The sequence below is a fragment of the Nocardioides sp. CER19 genome (assembly GCF_029846275.1).
GTDB lineage: Bacteria > Actinomycetota > Actinomycetes > Propionibacteriales > Nocardioidaceae > Nocardioides.
This window is the reverse complement of the sequence record NZ_JARVWS010000004.1, coordinates 69,849-87,406: the sequence shown is the minus strand read 5'-3', so window position 1 is coordinate 87,406 and position 17,558 is coordinate 69,849. Positions and strand designations below refer to the sequence as shown.

Genomic DNA, 17,558 nt, shown 5'->3' with positions numbered 1-17,558 from the left:
ATGCCCGGCTCCGACGCCGGGAGCTATCGCCTGCTGCTGGCCGGACCCGGCGTCGCGCGCACGTTCGCGCTCGCCTTGACCGGCCGGCTCGCCTACGGGCTGCTCCCGCTCCTCATGCTCTTCACCGTCCAGCAGGCCACCGGATCGTTCGGCGTCGCGGCGACGACGACCGCACTCCAAGGGCTCGGCACGCTGGCGATGCCCCTCCAGGCGCGCGCCGTCGACCGGTACGGCCAGCGCGTCGTGCTCCCCATCGCGGTCGCGTGCGCGAGCCTGCTGCTCCTCACCGTCGCCGTCGCCGGCCGCGCACACCTGTCGTCGGCGCCCCTGTGGTGGGCCTGCGGGCTGGCGCTCGGCGCGATGTCGCCGGCGCTCGGTCCGGCGATGCGCACGCAGTGGCGCGCCTTCGCGCCCGGGGCGCAGCTGACGACCGCCTACGCACTCGACGGCGTGTGCGAGGAGGTGATCTTCCTCCTCGGGCCCGCGCTGGCGGGCGGCCTGCTGGCGCTCGGTCCCGCGTGGGCGGCCCTTCCACTCGTCGTCGGCCTGCTCGTCGTCGGGGTGGCCGGTCTCGTGGCATCGCCGGCCCGGCTGGGCGGCGGCGCCGCGACAGCAAGAGGCCCGGGGCGCCCGCCGCTGAGGAGCCCCGGCTTCCTCGGCCTGCTGCTGACCATGGCCGCGTTCGGTGCCGCGGCGGCGACGCTCACGACCGGCACAGCCGCCCGGGCGAGCGATCTCGGCCACCCGGCGTACGCCGGCTGGACCGAGGCGGCGATCGGCCTCGGCTCGGTCGTCGGGGGACTGGTGTGGGGCCGGCTCCGCCCCGCGTGGTCCTGGGGGCGCGCGTTCGGGACACTCTTCGCGCTGCTCGGCTCGGGTCTGCTGGCGGCGAGCCTGGTCGAGCCGTTCGCCCCCTCGGTCGTCGCGCTCGTGGTCGGCGGAGCGGCGATGGGGCCGGCGTTCGTCGTGGCCTACGGCGCGGGCGACGCGCTCGTCGCGGCGGAGCAGCGTACCGAGGCCACGACCTGGGTGACCACGTTCGCCAACGGGGGGATCACCCTCGGCACGGCGGCCTCCGGACTCCTCGTCGACCTCGCCGGCTCCCGGACGCCGTGGGCCGCGGGGGCGACGCTGGCGGCCCTGTCGGCCGTCGTCCTCGGCGTGCGGTCAGCGGGCCGCCGGCTGGGCGACGGCGGCGGCCGGCGCGTCGAGCGCGACGGTCCACGCGGGCAGCATCCACTGGGTGAGGGGGCCGATGGTGAGCGCGAAGACGATCGTCCCGACGCCGAGCGGTCCGCCGAGCAGCAGGCCGATGACCACGACCGACACCTCGAGCGAGGTGCGCACCAGCCGGATCGAGAGGCCGGTGCGCCGCACGAGGCCGGTCATCAGCCCGTCGCGTGGTCCGCGACCGAACTGGGCGCCGATGTACATCGCCGTGGCCAGCGCGCAGAGCACGACGCCGCCGAGCATCAGGGCGATGCGGGCCGGCTGACCGTCGGGCTGGCCGACGACCGCGAGGGTCGCGTCGGTGCTCGGCCCGATGATGAGCGCGTTGGCGACCGTGCCGATACCCGGCTTCTCACGCAGCGGAATCCAGAGCAGGAGGACTGCGAAGGCGGTGATGACCAGCACGGTCCCGAGGCTGAGCCCGGTGTGGTCAACGATGCCGAGGTGGAGGACGTCCCACGGGGCCACGCCGTCGTTGCCGCGGACCATGAGGCCGAGGGAGACGCCGTAGATCCAGAGCCCGACCAGCAGCTGGGGGAGACGGCGACCGAGCCGCCCGGCGCGGAGCTGAGCGAGGGGGCCGAGGTCGGCGAGTGCGGTCATGGCACCAGCATCGGCCAGATTGGACTGTTCACAAATAGCCAATCGTGACAGAGTGGACTGCATGCCGCAGGCCATCTCCGCCCCGTCCATCAGCGCCGCCCGGCTCGCGGGACTCGTCGACGGGTTCGGTCGTGCGCCGGCGTACGCCGGGCTGGCGGAGAGCCTGACGCTCCTCGTCGGCGACGGGCGGATCGCGCTCGACACCCGGCTGCCGAGCGAGCGCGACCTCAGCGTCGCGATCGGAGTCTCCCGCACCACGGTCACGCGCGCCTACGCCGCGCTCGTCGAGGCCGGCTACGCCGAGGCGCGGCAGGGTGCCGGCACCTTCACCCGCGTCCCGGGCGACCGGCGCCGGGCGCACGACCGGGCGCTCATGCCCGGCGGTCGCTCCGACGTGATCGACCTCAACTGCGCGGCCGCCTCGGCGCCGCCCGGCGTGGCGGCCGCCTTCGCGGACGCCGTCGCGGACCTGCCGGCCTACCTGGGCGGGCACGGCTACTTCCCGGCCGGAGTCCCGCGGCTGCAGGAGGCCATCGCCCGCACGTACGACGACCGGGGACTGCCCACCCGGCCCGAGCAGATCATGGTGACTCCCGGCGCGCTCTCCGCGTCGGCGATCGTGGCGCGGGCGTTCACCGGCCGTGGTGCGCGGGTGCTGGTCGAGACGCCGACCTACCCCAACGCGGTCGACGCGTTGCGCGACGCCGGCGCCCGGCTGGTCGGGCTGCCGGTCGCCCCCGACCGCTGGGACCTCGACGGGCTCGAGGCGATCCTCCGCCAGGCCCGGCCGACGCTCGCCTCGTTGATCCCGGACTTCCAGAACCCGACCGGCCTCGTGATGACCGCTGAGGAGCGGGAGCGGGTCGCCGGGGCGCTGCGGGCGGCGGGCACGGTGCCGATCGTCGACGAGGCCCACCAGGCGCTGATGCTCGACGGCGATCCGATGCCGCCGCCGTTCGCGACCTTCGCGCCCGAGACGATCACGCTCGGCAGCGCGTCGAAGAGCTTCTGGGGCGGCCTGCGGATCGGCTGGATCCGGGTGCCCGACCGCGACGGTCGCGCGACGATGGGCGCGTTGACCCGGGCGCGCGTACGTCTGGACCTCGGCGCACCGGTGGTCGAGCAGCTGGCGTTCGCGCGGCTGCTCGACGACCCGGAGCCGGTCGTCGAGGCGCACCGGGCCCGGCTCCGCGTGCAGCGGGCGGCGCTGGTCGAGGCGGTCAGCGAGCAGCTGCCCGAGTGGACGTTCCGCGTGCCGCGCGGCGGCCTGTGCCTCTGGTGCCGGCTGCCCGAGCCGCTCGCTCCGGACCTGGCCGTCGAGGCCGAGCGCCGCGGCGCGGTCGTCGCGCCCGGGCCGGTCTTCGCCCTCGAGGGCGGTCTCGGCCACTACGTGCGGATCCCGTGGAGCCGGACGGCCGCGGAGCTGGAGGCGGCGGTCGGCGTGCTCGCGGAGTCATGGGACGTGGTCCGAGGCCGGCGCTCGAGCCGCGGTCGGCGTACGGACCGGGTGATCGTGGCCTGATCCACGTCCCCGGTCTTGGGGTAAACGACGTGTCGCGAAGGCCGTCTCGCCCCGGGTGGCCCACACTGCCGCGCATGGCGCTCCACCTGGTCCGTCGGCTCGGCCTCGTCGTGGTGGCCGGCCTGGTGCTCGGCGCGCTGGTGGCCGGCTTCCTCGGTCGGCTGGCGATGTTCCTGCTCATCAGGCTCAGCCCCGAGCTGGAGGGCACGATCAGCGACGACGGCTTCGAGATGGGCCGGTTCACGGTCAGCGGCTCGCTCCACCTGGTCAGCGCGGGGGCGTTCCTGGGACTGGTCGGCGCGGTGGTCTACCTGCTCGCCCGCTGGCTGCTCTTCGGGCCGGAGTGGTTCCGCGTCGGAAGCGTCGCGCTCGCCGCGGGCGTCGGCGTCGGCAACCAGCTCGTGCACACCGACGGCGTCGACTTCACCCTGCTCGAGCCCGCGTGGCTGGCCGTGCTGCTCTTCGTCGCGATCCCGGGCCTGTACGGCGGTCTGCTGACCATCGTCGCGGAGCGCCGGATCCTGGCCGACTGGCCGGTACCTCCGCGGTCCGCGCCGGTCGCCGTGGACGGGGTGCTGTGGCTGCTGCGGGCGGGCGCCTTCGCCCTCGGCGCGGTCTCGCTCGCCCAGCTCCTCGACAAGGCCGCCCAGCTGGTCTGAGTCGCGCGGTTTTCGTCGCGCCACAGCAGCGCCGATAGACTCGGGCGCTGGTGCCCAGGGCACCCCGCACGACCTCGCACGACTTTTGACAACCTGCACAGACCAGAAGGCTGGACGCGAACGTATGGCAACCACGAACGACCTCAAGAACGGCATGGTTCTCAACATCGACGGCCAGCTCTGGTCAGTCGTCGAGTTCCAGCACGTCAAGCCCGGCAAGGGCCCGGCCTTCGTGCGCACCAAGCTCAAGAACGTGGAGTCGGGCAAGAACGTCGACAAGACGTTCAACGCGGGCACGAAGGTCGAGACGGCCACCGTCGACCGCCGGACCTACCAGTACCTCTACAACGACGGCACCCACTACGTCTTCATGGACACGGGCACCTACGAGCAGATCGAGGTCGGCCCCGAGCTCGTCGGCGACGCCGCCAACTACATGCTCGAGAACACCGACGTCATCGTCGCCACCAACGAGGGCCGCGTCCTCTTCATCGAGCTGCCGGCCTCCGTCGAGCTCGTGGTGACCTACACCGAGCCGGGCGTCGTCGGCGACTCCGCCACCGGCCGCACCAAGCCGGCCACCCTGGAGACCGGCCACGAGATCCAGGTCCCGCTCTTCATCGAGCAGGGCGAGAAGATCAAGGTCGACACCCGCGAGGGTGGCTCCTACCTCAGCCGTGTGAAGGGCTGACGTGGCTGCTCCCTCCGGCCAGCCGACCGCCCGGACGAAGGCACGCAAGCGCGCCCTCGACCTGCTCTTCGCGGCCGAGGCTCGCGGCCTGAGTGCGACCGAGATGCTCGACCAGGCCATCGCCGAGGGCGAGGGCCCGGGCAACGCCTACACCGCGACGCTGGTCCGCGGCGTGGCGGCCGAGCAGCCTCGGATCGACGAGCTGCTGGCGACGTACTCCGAGGGTTGGACGCTCGACCGCATGCCCGCCGTGGACCGCAACGTGCTGCGTCTGGGCGTGTGGGAGCTGCTCCACGCTCCTGACGTGCCCGAGCACGTCGCGATCAGCGAGGCGATGCAGCTGGTGCGCGACCTCTCCACCGACGACTCGCCGCAGTTCGTCAACGGCATCCTCGGCGCGATCCAGCGGGACAAGACGAAGCTCTCCTGACGAATTCCCCGAGCAGGAGCGGTTACCGGAGGTTCGACGGAGTACCGCTCAGGAGAGGGGACACCCATGGGTGACAAGGACAAGGCTCAGAACTTCGCCGAGGAGAAGGTCGGCGAGGCCAAGGAGGCCGTGGGCAAGGCCACGGACGACGAGAGCCTCGAGGCCGAGGGCCAGAAGGACCAGACCAAGGGCAACCTCAAGCAGGCCGGCGAGAAGGTGAAGGACGCCTTCAAGTGATCCGCTGATCGGCTGAGGGACGAGGGGCACGGCGCCACGCCGTGCCCCTCGCGCGTCCCTGGGTACCGTCGGCCTCATGCGCGCCATCGTCTACTCCGAGCCCGGTCCGTCCTCCGTCCTCCGCCTCGTCGAGCGGGACCTGCCCACGCCCGGTCCGGGCGAGCTGCGGGTGCGTCTGTCCCGCGCGGGCGTCAACCCGACCGATTGGAAGGCGCGGGCCGGCGGGACCTACCCCGAGCTGCCGTACGACGAGATCACCCCTGGCCAGGACGGCGCCGGCGTCGTCGACGCGATCGGCGACGGGGTCCTCGGGTTCGCCGTGGAGGACCGGGTCTGGGTGCTCATGGCCCAGCACGGCCGGGCCCACGGCACCGCTGCCGAGTACGTCGTCGTGCCGGCCGACAACGCCGTGCACCTGCCCGTCGGTGCCTCGTTCGACCTCGGCGCCTCCCTCGGCGTCCCCGCCGTCACGGCGCACCGGGCGCTGACCTCGGGCGACGTGACGCGGCTGGAGCCCGGTGCGATGACGGGTCAGACTGTCCTCGTGGCCGGTGGGGCCGGCGCCGTCGGCAACGCCGCCATCCAGCTCGGCCGCTGGGCGGGGGCGACGGTGATCGCGACCGTCAGCGGCGACGAGAAGGCGGCGCTCGCCATCGCCGCGGGCGCCCACCAGACGGTCAACTACCGCGTCGGCGACCCGGCGGCGGAGATCAGGGCGCTGGCACCCGAGGGCGTCGATCTCGTCGTCGAGGTGGCGCCGGCGGTCAACAACGACCTCGACCGCGAGGTCCTGAAGGTGCACGGCACCGTCGCGATCTACGCCAACAACGGCGGCGACGAGATGACCCTGCCGCTGCGCGCGACATTCTCGAAGAACCTGCGCTACCAGTTCATCCTGCTCTACATGCTCGAGCCGGAGCTGTTGCGCGCCGCCGCGGCCGACGTCGCGGCCGCCGTCGAGGCGGGCGCGCTGCAGGTCGGGTCCGACGTCGGCGTACCGCTGCACCACTACCCGCTCGAGGACGCCGGCGCCGCCCACGACGCCGTCGAGCAGGGTGCGGTTGGCAAGGTTCTCCTCGACCTGGACTAGTCTCCTGGTCGTTCCGACATCCTTTAACGACCCGTCCTGTGAGGCGGAGAAGGAGGTCCTGCGAGGCCATGTCCTCTCCTGACACCCCAGCGGGCGACGGCCGCGTCGTCCTCGACGCCGACGACGTCTCCCGCGCACTGACTCGCATCTCCCACGAGATCCTGGAGCGCAACAAGGGCGCCGAGGACCTCCTGCTGCTCGGGCTGCACACCCGCGGAGTCCCGCTGGCCCGGCGCATCGCGGAGCGGATCGAGTCCGTCGAGGGCACGTCGGTCGCGGTCGGCTCGCTCGACGTGACGATGTATCGCGACGACCTGCGCAGCCACCCCACCCGCGCACCGCACAAGACGTCGCTCCCGGCCGGCGGCATCGACGGCAAGACCGTCGTGCTCGTCGACGACGTGCTCTACAGCGGGCGCACCATCCGGGCCGCCCTCGACGCGCTCTCCGACCTCGGCCGCCCGGCGGCCGTCCGGCTCGCGGTCCTGGTCGACCGGGGCCACCGCGAGCTGCCGATCCGCGCCGACCACGTCGGCAAGAACCTCCCGACCGCGCGCAGCGAGAAGGTCCGCGTGCGGCTGGCCGAGACCGACGGAGGCGACTCGGTGTCGATCTTCGGCTCGCCGGCGGGCACCGCTGGAGGTGAGGTCCGATGAAGAAGCACCTGCTCTCGATCGACGACGTCACCGCCGACGACATCGCGGCGCTCTTCGAGACGGCCGCCGAGATGCACGACGTCCAGCGGCGTGAGGTGAAGAAGCTGCCGGCGCTGCGCGGTCGCACCGTGATCAACCTGTTCTTCGAGGACTCCACGCGGACCCGCTCGTCCTTCGAGATCGCCGGCAAGTGGCTGTCCGCCGACGTCATCAACCTGTCCGCCAAGGGCTCGTCGACGTCCAAGGGCGAGTCGCTGCGCGACACCGTGCTGACCGTGACCGCGATGGGCATCGACGGCCTGGTCATGCGGCACTCCGCCAGCGGCGCTGCGCAGCAGGTCAGCGAGTGGATCGACGTCCCGGTCATCAACGCCGGCGACGGGACCCACGAGCACCCGACGCAGGCGTTGCTCGATGCCTACACGCTGACGCGCCGGCTCGGCTCGCTCGAGGGCAGGCACGTCGTCATCGTCGGCGACCTGACCCACTCCCGGGTGTTCCGGTCCAACGTCAAGGCGCTCACCAAGCTCGGCGCACGGGTCACGGTCGTCGCGCCGCCGACGCTCATGCCCAGCGGGATCGGCACCTGGTCCGCGGACGCGGGGTTCGGGACGTCGTACGACCTGGACGCGGTGCTGCCCACCGCTGACGCCGTGATGATGCTGCGCGTCCAGAAGGAGCGCATGAGCGGCGGCTACTTCCCGAGCCCGCGTGAGTACACGGTCGGCTACGGGCTCACCCGCGACCGGCTCGGCGTGCTCCGGGAGGGCGCCCCGATCCTGCACCCCGGCCCCATGAACCGCGGCCTGGAGATCTCCGCCGACGCCGCCGACGCGATCGACTCGATGGTCCTCGACCAGGTCTCCGCCGGCGTCGCCGTCCGGATGGCCGTGCTCTACCACCTGCTCGCCGGAGAGGACCAGAAGTGAGCCTGCTGATCAAGGGTGCCCGCCTGCTCGGCGAGGACGCCGCCGACGTGTACGTCGAGGACGGGCTCATCCGCGAGGTCGGGTCGGTCTCCACCACTGCCGACGAGACCGTCGACGCCGACGGCCTCGTCCTCCTCCCCGGCCTGGTCGACCTGCACACGCACCTGCGCGAGCCCGGCCGGGAGGACGCCGAGACGGTGCTCACCGGCTCCCGGGCGGCCGCGGCCGGCGGCTTCACGTCGATCCTCGCGATGGCCAACACCACCCCGGTCACCGACACCGCCGAGGCCGCGCTGCGGGTCTGGGAGCTCGGCCGCGACGCCGGTCTCGTCGACGTGCAGCCCGTCGGCGCCGTCACCCGTGGCCTGGCCGGCGAGGAGCTGGCGGAGCTCGGGCTGATGGCCCGCTCGCGGGCCCGGGTGCGGGTGTTCTCCGACGACGGCAGGTGCGTCGCCGACGCTCGGGTCATGCGCCGTGCGCTGGAGTACGTCAAGGCGTTCGGCGGCGTCATCTCGCAGCACTCGCAGGACCCGGCCCTCGCCCCGCACGCCGCCTGCTGCCACGAGGGCCAGCTGTCCGGCGAGCTCGGCCTGCCCGGGTGGCCGTCCATCGCGGAGGAGGTCATCGTCGCCCGCGACGTGATGCTGGCCCGCCACACCGGGTCCCGGGTCCACGTCGCGCACGTGTCGACCGCCGGCTCGGTCGAGGTCGTCCGCTGGGCGAAGGCGCAGGGGATCGCCGTGACGGCCGAGGTCACCCCGCACCACCTGCTCCTCACCACCGACCTGCTCGCCGGCTACGACCCGACCTTCAAGGTCAACCCGCCGCTGCGGCCCGCCGAGGACGTCGAGGCACTCCGCGCGGCGCTCGCCGACGGCACGATCGACGCTGTCGCGACCGACCACGCGCCGCACGCCCGCCACGACAAGGAGCACGCGTTCGTCGACGCGGCGTTCGGCATGCTCGGCCTCGAGACGGCGCTCTCCGTGGTCGCGACCGTGATGGTCGAGGGCGGGCTGCTCGACTGGGCCGGCGTCGCCCGGGTCATGTCGGCCAACCCAGCCGCCATCGCCGGCCTCGACGGCCACGGGCGCGCCCTCGCCGTCGGGGAGCCGGCCAACCTGGCGCTGGTCGACCCGAGCACGTCGTACGTCGTCGACCGGGGCGCGTCGCTCTCGCTGAGCCGCAACAACCCGTGGCACGGCCGCTCGCTCACCGGCCGCGTGGTCGGCACCTGGCTGCGGGGCGCGCGTACCTTCGGGGCATGAGCGATCTCCGGCGGTTCCACGACGCCCAGGAGGGCGTCTACGAGCAGGCGCTCGCCGAGCTGAGGCGCGGCCACAAGACCAGCCACTGGATCTGGTTCGTCTTCCCACAGGTGGCCGGCCTCGGCCACTCGGCGACGTCCCAGCACTACGCGATCGGCTCGCTCGAGGAGGCCCGGGCCTACGCCGCCGACGACGTCCTCGGGCCACGGCTGGTCGAGTGCGCGAGCGCCGTCCTCGGGCACCACGACCGATCCGCGCTCGACATCATGGGATCGCCCGACGACCAGAAGCTGTGGTCCTCGATGACGCTCTTCGCGATCGCCGCCCCGTCGGAGCCCGTCTTCCAGCAGGTCCTCGACACGTTCTTCGCCGGGCAGCGCGACCCCCGCACCGAGGCGTTCCTGGCCGGATGACCGACGTCTTCACCGACCGGCTCCAGGCCTGGCGCGACTACTGCGAGCTGCCCTACCCGCGGATCCGGTACGCCGTCGTCGGCGAGGTCCTCCGCCGACACGCCACCGCGCTGGGCGAGCGCTTGCGCGTCCTCGACGTCGGCGGCGGCGACGGCCGGGACTCGATCACGCTGGCGCAGGCGGGTCACGAGGTGACGATCGTCGACCCGACCGCTGCCTGGCTGGACGAGGCGCAGCGCCGGGCCGCGGAGGCCGGAACCCGGATCACCACGGTCGTCGGCGGGCTCGACGACCTGCCCGACGGCACGTGGGACCTGGTGATCTGCCACTACGTCCTCCGCTACCGGCCCGCCGACGCCGCTGACGTCGCCGCCCTCGCTGCCCGCGTGCGGAGCGGAGGCCGGCTGTCGCTCGTCGACGCCAACCCGGACGGGGCGGTCCTCGGCGCGCTGCTGCGCGAGGGACCCGCGGCCGCCCTCGCGGAGCTGGAGTCCGACAGCACCCACACGGTGACGTTCGACCACGACGTACGCAAGGTCGCGCCGGGCGACGTCGAGACGGCCCTCGACGCCGAGGGACTGCGCGTGGTCGGTCGCTACGGCCACCGGATCGCCAACGACCTGCGGATCGCCGACGCGGCCACGGACGACCCGAGCGCCTACGACGCGCTGCTGCGGCTCGAGCTCGCCCTGTGCGATCGCGAGCCGTTCCACCGGGTCGGGTTCGCGTGGCAGATCGTGGCGGAGCGTCAGCAGTGAATGTTCGTCGAGGTATGCAGACGAGTGGTCGCTTCCCGTGCGGAACTCCGCGGGGGGAGTGCGCATTGGCCTGCATACCTCGACGAACATGCGGGCACCATCCCGATACCGAGCCGCCGACCGCGCGCTGGTAGTGTCAACCCCCGAGTCCGGCATCCTTTAACAGGCCGTCCAGAGAGGCGGAGAAGGAGGTACGGCGTGCCGCTGCATGCCACCAGTCCCCAGGTCAAGCGCAGCGCTCTTCTGGTCCTCGAGGACGGGCGCACGTTCCGCGGTGAGTCGTTCGGGGCCGAGGGCGAGACCTTCGGCGAGGCGGTCTTCTCGACCGGTATGACCGGCTACCAGGAGACCCTCACCGACCCGTCCTACCACCGGCAGGTCGTCGTCATGACCGCCCCGCACGTGGGCAACACCGGCATCAACGACGAGGACCCCGAGTCCCGCCAGATCTGGGTGTCCGGCTACGTCGTGCGCGACCCCGCCCGCGTCCCCAGCAACTGGCGCTCGAAGCGCACCCTCGACGACGAGCTGCGCGAGCAGGGCGTCGTCGGCATCTCCGGCGTCGACACCCGCGCACTCACCCGGCACCTGCGTGAGCGAGGTGCGATGCGGGTCGGCATCTCCACCGTCGAGACCGACCCCGAGGCGCTGCTCGCCCGGGTGCGTGAGAGCGCCGAGATGAGCGGCGCCGAGCTCGCCGACGAGGTGACCACCACCGAGGCGTACGTCGTCCCGGCGATCGGCGAGAAGCGGTTGACCGTCGCCGCCCTCGACCTGGGCATCAAGGAGATGACGCCGCAGCGGATGGCCGAGCGCGGCATCGAGGTGCACGTGCTGCCCTCGACCGCCAGCCTCGAGGACGTCCTCGCGGTCGAGCCGGACGGCCTCTTCTACTCCAACGGCCCCGGCGACCCGGCGGCCACGACGCACCAGATCCAGCTGCTGCAGCAGGCGCTGGGCCGGGAGATCCCCTACTTCGGGATCTGCTTCGGCAACCAGCTCTTCGGCCGCGCGCTCGGCTTCGGGACCTACAAGCTGAAGTACGGCCACCGCGGCATCAACCAGCCGGTCATGGACCTGACCACGCGCAAGGTCGAGGTCACCGCCCACAACCACGGCTTCGCGGTGGACGCGCCGGTCGGCGAGCCGACCGAGACGCCGTTCGGCACGGCGTCGGTGTCCCACGTCAACCTCAACGACGACTGCGTCGAAGGCCTCGAGCTGCGCGACGCGGACGGCAACCTGAAGGGCTTCTCGGTGCAGTACCACCCGGAGGCGGCGGCCGGCCCGCACGATGCGGCCTACCTGTTCGACCGCTTCGTCCAGCTCATGGAGTCCCGGTCGGGCTCGACCGGCGACGAGAAGGTGGGTGCCTGACATGCCGAAGCGCGACGACATCACGAGCGTCCTGGTCATCGGCTCCGGCCCGATCGTCATCGGCCAGGCCTGCGAGTTCGACTACTCCGGCACGCAGGCGTGCCGCGTGCTCAAGGCCGAGGGCCTGCGCGTCATCCTCGTGAACTCCAACCCGGCGACGATCATGACCGACCCGGAGTTCGCCGACGCGACCTACGTCGAGCCGATCACGCCCGAGTTCGTCGAGAAGGTCATCGCCAAGGAGCGCCCCGACGCGATCCTGCCGACCCTCGGCGGCCAGACGGCCCTCAACACCGCCACCGCGCTCCACGAGAACGGCGTGCTGGAGAAGTACGGCGTCGAGATGATCGGCGCCAGCTTCGACGCGATCCACCGCGGCGAGAACCGCGAGAAGTTCAACGCGATCGTCGCCAAGGTCGGCGGCGAGGTCGCCCGCTCGTTCGTGTGCCACTCGATGGATGACGTCGAGAAGGCCACCCAGGAGCTCGGCTACCCGGTCGTCGTACGACCGTCCTTCACGATGGGCGGCCTCGGCTCCGGCATCGCCTACGACGAGACCGACCTGCACCGCATCGCCGGTGCGGGCCTCGCCGCCAGCCCGACGACCGAGGTCCTCATCGAGGAGTCGATCATCGGCTGGAAGGAGTACGAGCTGGAGGTGATGCGCGACAAGGCCGACAACGTCGTCATCATCTGCTCGATCGAGAACCTCGACCCGATGGGCGTCCACACCGGCGACTCGATCACCGTCGCCCCGGCGATGACCCTCACCGACCGCGAGTACCAGCGCCTGCGCGACCTCGCCATCGGCATCATCCGCGAGGTCGGCGTCGACACCGGCGGCTGCAACATCCAGTACGCCGTCAACCCGGCCGACGGCCGCGTCATCGTGATCGAGATGAACCCGCGCGTCTCCCGCTCGAGCGCGCTCGCCTCGAAGGCCACCGGCTACCCGATCGCGAAGATCGCCGCCAAGGTCGCCGTGGGCTACACGCTCGACGAGATCGCCAACGACATCACCCAGGAGACGGCGGCGTCGTTCGAGCCCACGCTCGACTACGTCGTCGTGAAGGTGCCGCGGTTCGCGTTCGAGAAGTTCCCGACCGCCGACCCGACGCTGACCACGCACATGAAGTCAGTGGGCGAGGCGATGGCGATCGGCCGCAACTTCACCGAGGCGCTCCAGAAGGCGCTGCGGAGCCTCGAGAACAAGGCCGCGCCGTTCGACTTCGGTACGCCGCCGGTCGAGGTGCGAGCGTCAGCGAGCCTCGAGACCCTGCTCGAGCAGGTCCAGGTCCCGCACGACGGCCGTCTGCAGAAGGTCATGCAGGCGATCCGCCTCAGCGCGACGCCGGAGCAGGTCTTCGACGCCACCAAGATCGACCCGTGGTTCGTCGACCAGCTCTTCCTCATCCACGAGGTCGCCGAGAAGATCGGCGCCGCCGAGTCGCTCGACGAGAGCACGCTGCGCCTCGCCAAGCGGCACGGCTTCTCCGACGCCCAGATCGCCGGCATCCGCACCTCGACCCTTCGGCAGGCTCAGGACGACGCAGGCTCGGCAACCGTGAGCGAGGCTGAGGTCCGCGCCACCCGGCACGACCTCGGCGTGCGGCCGGTCTACAAGACCGTCGACACGTGCGCGGCCGAGTTCGCGGCGAAGACGCCCTACCACTACTCCTCGTACGACGAGGAGACCGAGGTCGCGCCGCGCGAGAAGCCGGCGGTCCTGATCCTCGGCTCGGGCCCCAACCGCATCGGCCAGGGCATCGAGTTCGACTACTCCTGCGTCCATGCCTCCTTGGAGCTGTCCAAGGCCGGCTACGAGACCGTGATGGTCAACTGCAACCCGGAGACCGTCTCGACCGACTACGACACCTCCGACCGCCTCTACTTCGAGCCGCTGACGCTCGAGGACGTCCTCGAGATCTACGAGGCCGAGAAGGCCGCCGGCCCCATCGCCGGCGTCATCGCCACGCTCGGCGGCCAGACGCCGCTCGGCCTGGCGCAGGGCCTGCAGGACGCCGGAGTCCCGATCGTCGGGACCTCGCCGGAGGCCATCGAGCTCGCGGAGGAGCGCGGCGCGTTCGGCCGCGTGCTCGCCGAGGCCGGCCTGATCGCCCCCAAGCACGGGACCGCGGTCTCGTTCGAGGACGCCCGCACGATCGCGCACGAGATCGGCTACCCGGTCCTCGTCCGGCCGTCGTACGTCCTCGGCGGCCGCGGCATGCAGATCGTCTACGACGACGGCGCGCTGCAGTCCTACATCGAGGCCGCGACCGAGATCAGCCCGGACCGGCCGGTGCTGGTGGACCGCTTCGTCGACGACGCGGTCGAGATCGACGTGGACGCGCTCTACGACGGCACCGAGCTCTTCCTCGGCGGCGTGATGGAGCACATCGAGGAGGCCGGCATCCACTCCGGCGACTCCTCGTGCGCGCTGCCGCCGATCACGCTCGGCGCGGCCGAGATCGAGCGGATCCGCCAGGCCACCGAGGCGATCGCCCGCGGCGTGGGCGTGCGTGGCCTCATCAACATCCAGTTCGCGCTCGGTGCCGACGTGCTCTACGTCCTCGAGGCGAACCCGCGCGCGTCGCGCACGGTGCCGTTCGTCTCCAAGGCGACCGGGACGTCGATGGCCAAGGCCGCGGCCCGGCTCATGATGGGCGAGTCGATCGCCGAGCTGCGGGCCGCCGGTCTGCTGCCGGCGACCGGTGACGGCGGCACGCTGCCGGCCGACGCGCCGATCGCGGTCAAGGAGGCCGTGCTGCCGTTCAACCGGTTCCGGACCAAGGACGGCCAGTTCGTCGACACCGTGCTCGGGCCGGAGATGAAGTCGACCGGCGAGGTGATGGGCTTCGACGCCGACTTCGGCCGCGCCTTCGCCAAGGCGCAGACCGCGTCGTTCGGCCCGCTGCCGACCGCCGGGAAGGTGTTCGTCTCGATCGCCAACCGCGACAAGCGGACGATGATCTTCCCCGCGCGCGTGCTGGCCGACTACGGCTTCGAGATCCTGGCGACGCAGGGCACCGCCGAGGTGCTGCGCCGCAACGGCATCCCGTCGACGATCGTGCGCAAGCACTCCCAGGGCGAGGGTCCGCACGGGGAGCGGACCACCGTGCAGCTGATCCTCGACGGCGAGATCGACCTCATCGTCAACACGCCCAACGGCTCGGCCAGCGGTGCTCGCGCCGACGGCTACGAGATCCGGTCGGCGGCGGTCCTGTCCGGAACGCCGTGCATCACGACGGTGCAGGGGCTCGCGGCCGCCGTGCAGGGGATCGCGGCGCTGCGTCAGGGGGAGATCGACGTACGGTCGCTGCAGGAGTGGGCGGAGCTGACCTCGGCCGGGACCGACGAGCGCTCCGAGTCCGCCTGATGGGCCGGCCCTACCGGCTGCTGTTCGACCATGTGCTGACCCGGACCGATCCGGAGGAGGCGCACCACGGCGCCTTCCGTGCGATCCGGCAGGCGGCGCCGGCGCTCACCCGGCTGCCGTCGGCCGGGGAGCCGGTCGAGGCGCTCGGGCTGACCTTCCCCAACCGGCTGGGACTGGCCGCCGGCTTCGACAAGAACGCCGTCGGCATCGACGCGCTCGGCGGGCTCGGCTTCGGCCACGTCGAGATCGGCACCGTGACGGGGGAGGCGCAGCCCGGGAATCCGACGCCGCGGCTGTTCCGGCTCGTCTCCGACCGCGCCGTCGTCAACCGGATGGGCTTCAACAACGACGGTGCCGAGGCCGTCGCGCGACGTCTCAAGGAGCGGCTGGACCGACGTCCGGCCGGTGCGCTCGGTCCTGTGCTCGGCGTCAACATCGGCAAGACCAAGGTCGTCCCGGAGGACGACCAGGCCGCGGTGGAGGCCGACTATGGCAAGTCGACCCGTCTCCTCGCGCCGTACGCCGACTACTTGGTCGTCAACGTCAGCTCGCCCAACACCCCGGGACTCCGCTCGCTGCAGGCCGTGGAGAAGCTCGGCCCGCTGCTGCAGCACGTCCGCGCGACTGCGGAAGCGGCCACCGACCGGCGGGTGCCGCTGCTCGTGAAGATCGCGCCCGACCTGGCCGACGAGGACGTCCTCGGCGTCGCCGACCTGGCGCTCGCGATCGGCCTCGACGGCATCATCGCGACCAACACGACGATCTCCCGCGCGGGGCTCCGCAGCCACCCGAGCTCGATCGCGGACGTCGGCGCCGGCGGGCTCTCGGGCCGCCCGCTCACCGTGCGCGCCCTCGACGTCATGCGGCTGCTGCGGGGACGGGTCGGCGACCGGTTGACGCTGATCGGCGTCGGCGGCATCACCACCGTCGAGGACGCCCGGGAGCGGGTCGCCGCGGGCGCCGACCTGGTGCAGGGCTACACCGCCTTCATCTACGAAGGGCCGCTGTGGCCGCGGCGGATCGCGAAGGGCCTGACGTCGGCGTGACCCGGGCGCGGCGGGCTCAGCGGACGACCCGGTCGGTGTCGCCGAGTCGCTTGAAACGCCCGGTCCGAGGACGGCGTCAGCTCCTCGTCGATCAGCCAGTGGAGGAGGGGGCCGTGCTCGAGGACGGACGACCCCACTCGGTCAGTAGGCGTGACGGAAGTCGTCGGCCAGCCGCTTGAGCTGCTTGGTGACGGCGGCCGACAGCTCCTGGTCGATGGCGGTCCAGCGCTCGGTCGTCACCCGGACGGCGGGCTCGGCGCGCGGGGCCGACTCGACGGCGGCCAGACGCTCACGCGTCGACGGGTGCACAGCGTCGACGGTGTCGGCGCCGGCGCCGTTCCTGACTGCGGAGCGCTGCCCGGCGTCGAAGGCCGCCATCCGCTGGGCGATGGCCGTGGCGATGTCGGAGCGGGTCGAGACCGCGCGGTTGGCCGACGTCTCGACGGCCGGGAGGGCGAGCAGCACCTCGAGGAGGCGGACGGTCGCGTCGGTGCCCGCGGCGCGGACGGCGGCGAGGTCGGCGTGCAGCGCCTCGTGACGGACGGACGGAGCGGCGACTCGCTCGACGAGCCGGCGGTAGCCGGCGAGCAGCACACGCAGCGGCCACAGGAGGACCGAGACGATGTCGCCGAGGATGCCGGCCGACGCGTTCGGCGACTGGACGTCGGTTCCCGAGCTCATCGCGAGGATTTGGTCCTCCGGCCTCATCTCCAGACGTGGGCGGTACGGCGCCAGCATGCCCTCCCAGCCGCGCAGGGTGTGCAGCGCTCCGCCGACGTACCGGCGCACCCAGACATCGCCACGCGCGAGGTGGCCGAGCTGGTGGCCGACCAACGCGACCCGCTCGGGTCCGGTGAGGGCGAGCCAGAGCGGAGCGCCGATCGAGAGCGCGCGACCGCTCAGGCCGGTCAGCCGGGCGTCGGCCCGCGGGTCGGTGGTCAGGCTGACGTGTCCCGGCGCAGTGGTCCCGACCGCGGCCGCCACCTCGCGCAGCAGCGTGGCCGTCTGCGGGCAGCGCTTGAGGTCGAGCTCGCTGCCGACCGGCTTGCGGTCGCCGAGTGCGGGCCGCAGCGCGTAGGCGAGGAGGAGGCAGAGGAGGCCGGCGACCTTGGCGGCCAGCGGCGTTCCGAGCCACAGCAGCCGGACGCCGAGGGCGGCGACCGCCAGGGTCAGGAGGTGGACCGGCGTGGCGAGGACGACCGCCACCACCGTCGGGAGTGGCCCGACGGACCGGTCAGGGTGCGACATGCCGGAACACTAGAGCCGGATGCGG

Annotated in this window: 16 protein-coding genes; 15 read left to right on the top strand and 1 reads right to left on the bottom strand. The window is 72.4% G+C overall.

Annotation, left to right across the window (positions count from 1 at the left end):
* The 15 genes from QDS12_RS19825 (at nucleotide 1) to QDS12_RS19755 (ending at nucleotide 16,285) form a co-directional block, all read left to right on the top strand.
* Nucleotides 1-1,881 (top strand): MFS transporter, encoded by a 1,881-nt coding sequence (locus tag QDS12_RS19825; protein ID WP_279882394.1) that lies wholly within the window; start codon nucleotides 1-3, stop codon nucleotides 1,879-1,881.
* A 13-nt stretch (nucleotides 1,882-1,894) separates the two neighbouring features.
* Entirely contained in the window at nucleotides 1,895-3,355 is a 1,461-nt protein-coding gene (locus QDS12_RS19820) for a PLP-dependent aminotransferase family protein (protein ID WP_279882392.1), read from the top strand.
* Between the two features lie 74 nt (nucleotides 3,356-3,429).
* Nucleotides 3,430-4,014 (top strand): hypothetical protein, encoded by a 585-nt coding sequence (locus QDS12_RS19815; RefSeq protein ID WP_279882390.1) that lies wholly within the window; start codon nucleotides 3,430-3,432, stop codon nucleotides 4,012-4,014.
* Between the two features lie 124 nt (nucleotides 4,015-4,138).
* Nucleotides 4,139-4,705 carry an elongation factor P gene (gene efp, locus QDS12_RS19810; protein WP_279882388.1) on the top strand — a complete coding sequence of 189 codons (567 nt, stop codon included), beginning with the start codon at nucleotides 4,139-4,141 and terminating at the stop codon, nucleotides 4,703-4,705.
* A gap of 1 nt (nucleotide 4,706) precedes the next feature.
* Nucleotides 4,707-5,135 (top strand): transcription antitermination factor NusB, encoded by a 429-nt coding sequence (gene nusB / locus QDS12_RS19805; protein WP_279882386.1) that lies wholly within the window; start codon nucleotides 4,707-4,709, stop codon nucleotides 5,133-5,135.
* A 66-nt stretch (nucleotides 5,136-5,201) separates the two neighbouring features.
* On the top strand, nucleotides 5,202-5,372 hold the full coding sequence (locus QDS12_RS19800; RefSeq protein ID WP_279882384.1) for a CsbD family protein: 171 nt from the start codon (nucleotides 5,202-5,204) through the stop codon (nucleotides 5,370-5,372).
* Between the two features lie 76 nt (nucleotides 5,373-5,448).
* A complete protein-coding gene (locus QDS12_RS19795) occupies nucleotides 5,449-6,462 on the top strand; it encodes an NADPH:quinone reductase (RefSeq protein WP_279882382.1) in 1,014 nt (337 codons plus the stop codon).
* A gap of 68 nt (nucleotides 6,463-6,530) precedes the next feature.
* Nucleotides 6,531-7,118, top strand: coding sequence for a bifunctional pyr operon transcriptional regulator/uracil phosphoribosyltransferase PyrR (gene pyrR / locus QDS12_RS19790; protein WP_279882380.1), 588 nt, complete (start codon nucleotides 6,531-6,533; stop codon nucleotides 7,116-7,118).
* A complete protein-coding gene (locus tag QDS12_RS19785) occupies nucleotides 7,115-8,047 on the top strand; it encodes an aspartate carbamoyltransferase catalytic subunit (RefSeq protein ID WP_279882378.1) in 933 nt (310 codons plus the stop codon). The genes pyrR and QDS12_RS19785 overlap by 4 nt, the downstream gene beginning before the upstream one ends.
* Nucleotides 8,044-9,315 carry a dihydroorotase gene (locus QDS12_RS19780; protein WP_279882376.1) on the top strand — a complete coding sequence of 424 codons (1,272 nt, stop codon included), beginning with the start codon at nucleotides 8,044-8,046 and terminating at the stop codon, nucleotides 9,313-9,315. Before QDS12_RS19785 ends, QDS12_RS19780 begins: the two co-directional genes overlap by 4 nt.
* Nucleotides 9,312-9,728: a DUF1810 domain-containing protein gene (locus tag QDS12_RS19775; RefSeq protein WP_279882374.1), complete on the top strand. Its 417-nt coding sequence runs from the start codon at nucleotides 9,312-9,314 to the stop codon at nucleotides 9,726-9,728. The genes QDS12_RS19780 and QDS12_RS19775 overlap by 4 nt, the downstream gene beginning before the upstream one ends.
* Nucleotides 9,725-10,486, top strand: a complete 762-nt coding sequence (locus tag QDS12_RS19770) for a class I SAM-dependent methyltransferase (RefSeq protein ID WP_279882372.1) — start codon at nucleotides 9,725-9,727, stop codon at nucleotides 10,484-10,486. The genes QDS12_RS19775 and QDS12_RS19770 overlap by 4 nt, the downstream gene beginning before the upstream one ends.
* 198 nt (nucleotides 10,487-10,684) lie before the next feature.
* Nucleotides 10,685-11,863 carry a glutamine-hydrolyzing carbamoyl-phosphate synthase small subunit gene (gene carA / locus QDS12_RS19765; RefSeq protein ID WP_279882370.1) on the top strand — a complete coding sequence of 393 codons (1,179 nt, stop codon included), beginning with the start codon at nucleotides 10,685-10,687 and terminating at the stop codon, nucleotides 11,861-11,863.
* A 1-nt stretch (nucleotide 11,864) separates the two neighbouring features.
* Nucleotides 11,865-15,239, top strand: a complete 3,375-nt coding sequence (carB, locus tag QDS12_RS19760) for a carbamoyl-phosphate synthase large subunit (RefSeq protein WP_279883482.1) — start codon at nucleotides 11,865-11,867, stop codon at nucleotides 15,237-15,239.
* Complete coding sequence (locus QDS12_RS19755) at nucleotides 15,239-16,285, top strand: quinone-dependent dihydroorotate dehydrogenase (RefSeq protein WP_279882368.1); 1,047 nt, start codon at nucleotides 15,239-15,241, stop codon at nucleotides 16,283-16,285. Before carB ends, QDS12_RS19755 begins: the two co-directional genes overlap by 1 nt.
* A 141-nt stretch (nucleotides 16,286-16,426) precedes the next feature.
* Here QDS12_RS19755 and QDS12_RS19750 read toward each other — a convergent pair whose 3' ends face one another.
* Nucleotides 16,427-17,533: a M48 family metallopeptidase gene (locus tag QDS12_RS19750; RefSeq protein ID WP_279882366.1), complete on the bottom strand. Its 1,107-nt coding sequence runs from the start codon at nucleotides 17,531-17,533 to the stop codon at nucleotides 16,427-16,429.
* Nucleotides 17,534-17,558 lie beyond the last annotated feature (25 nt).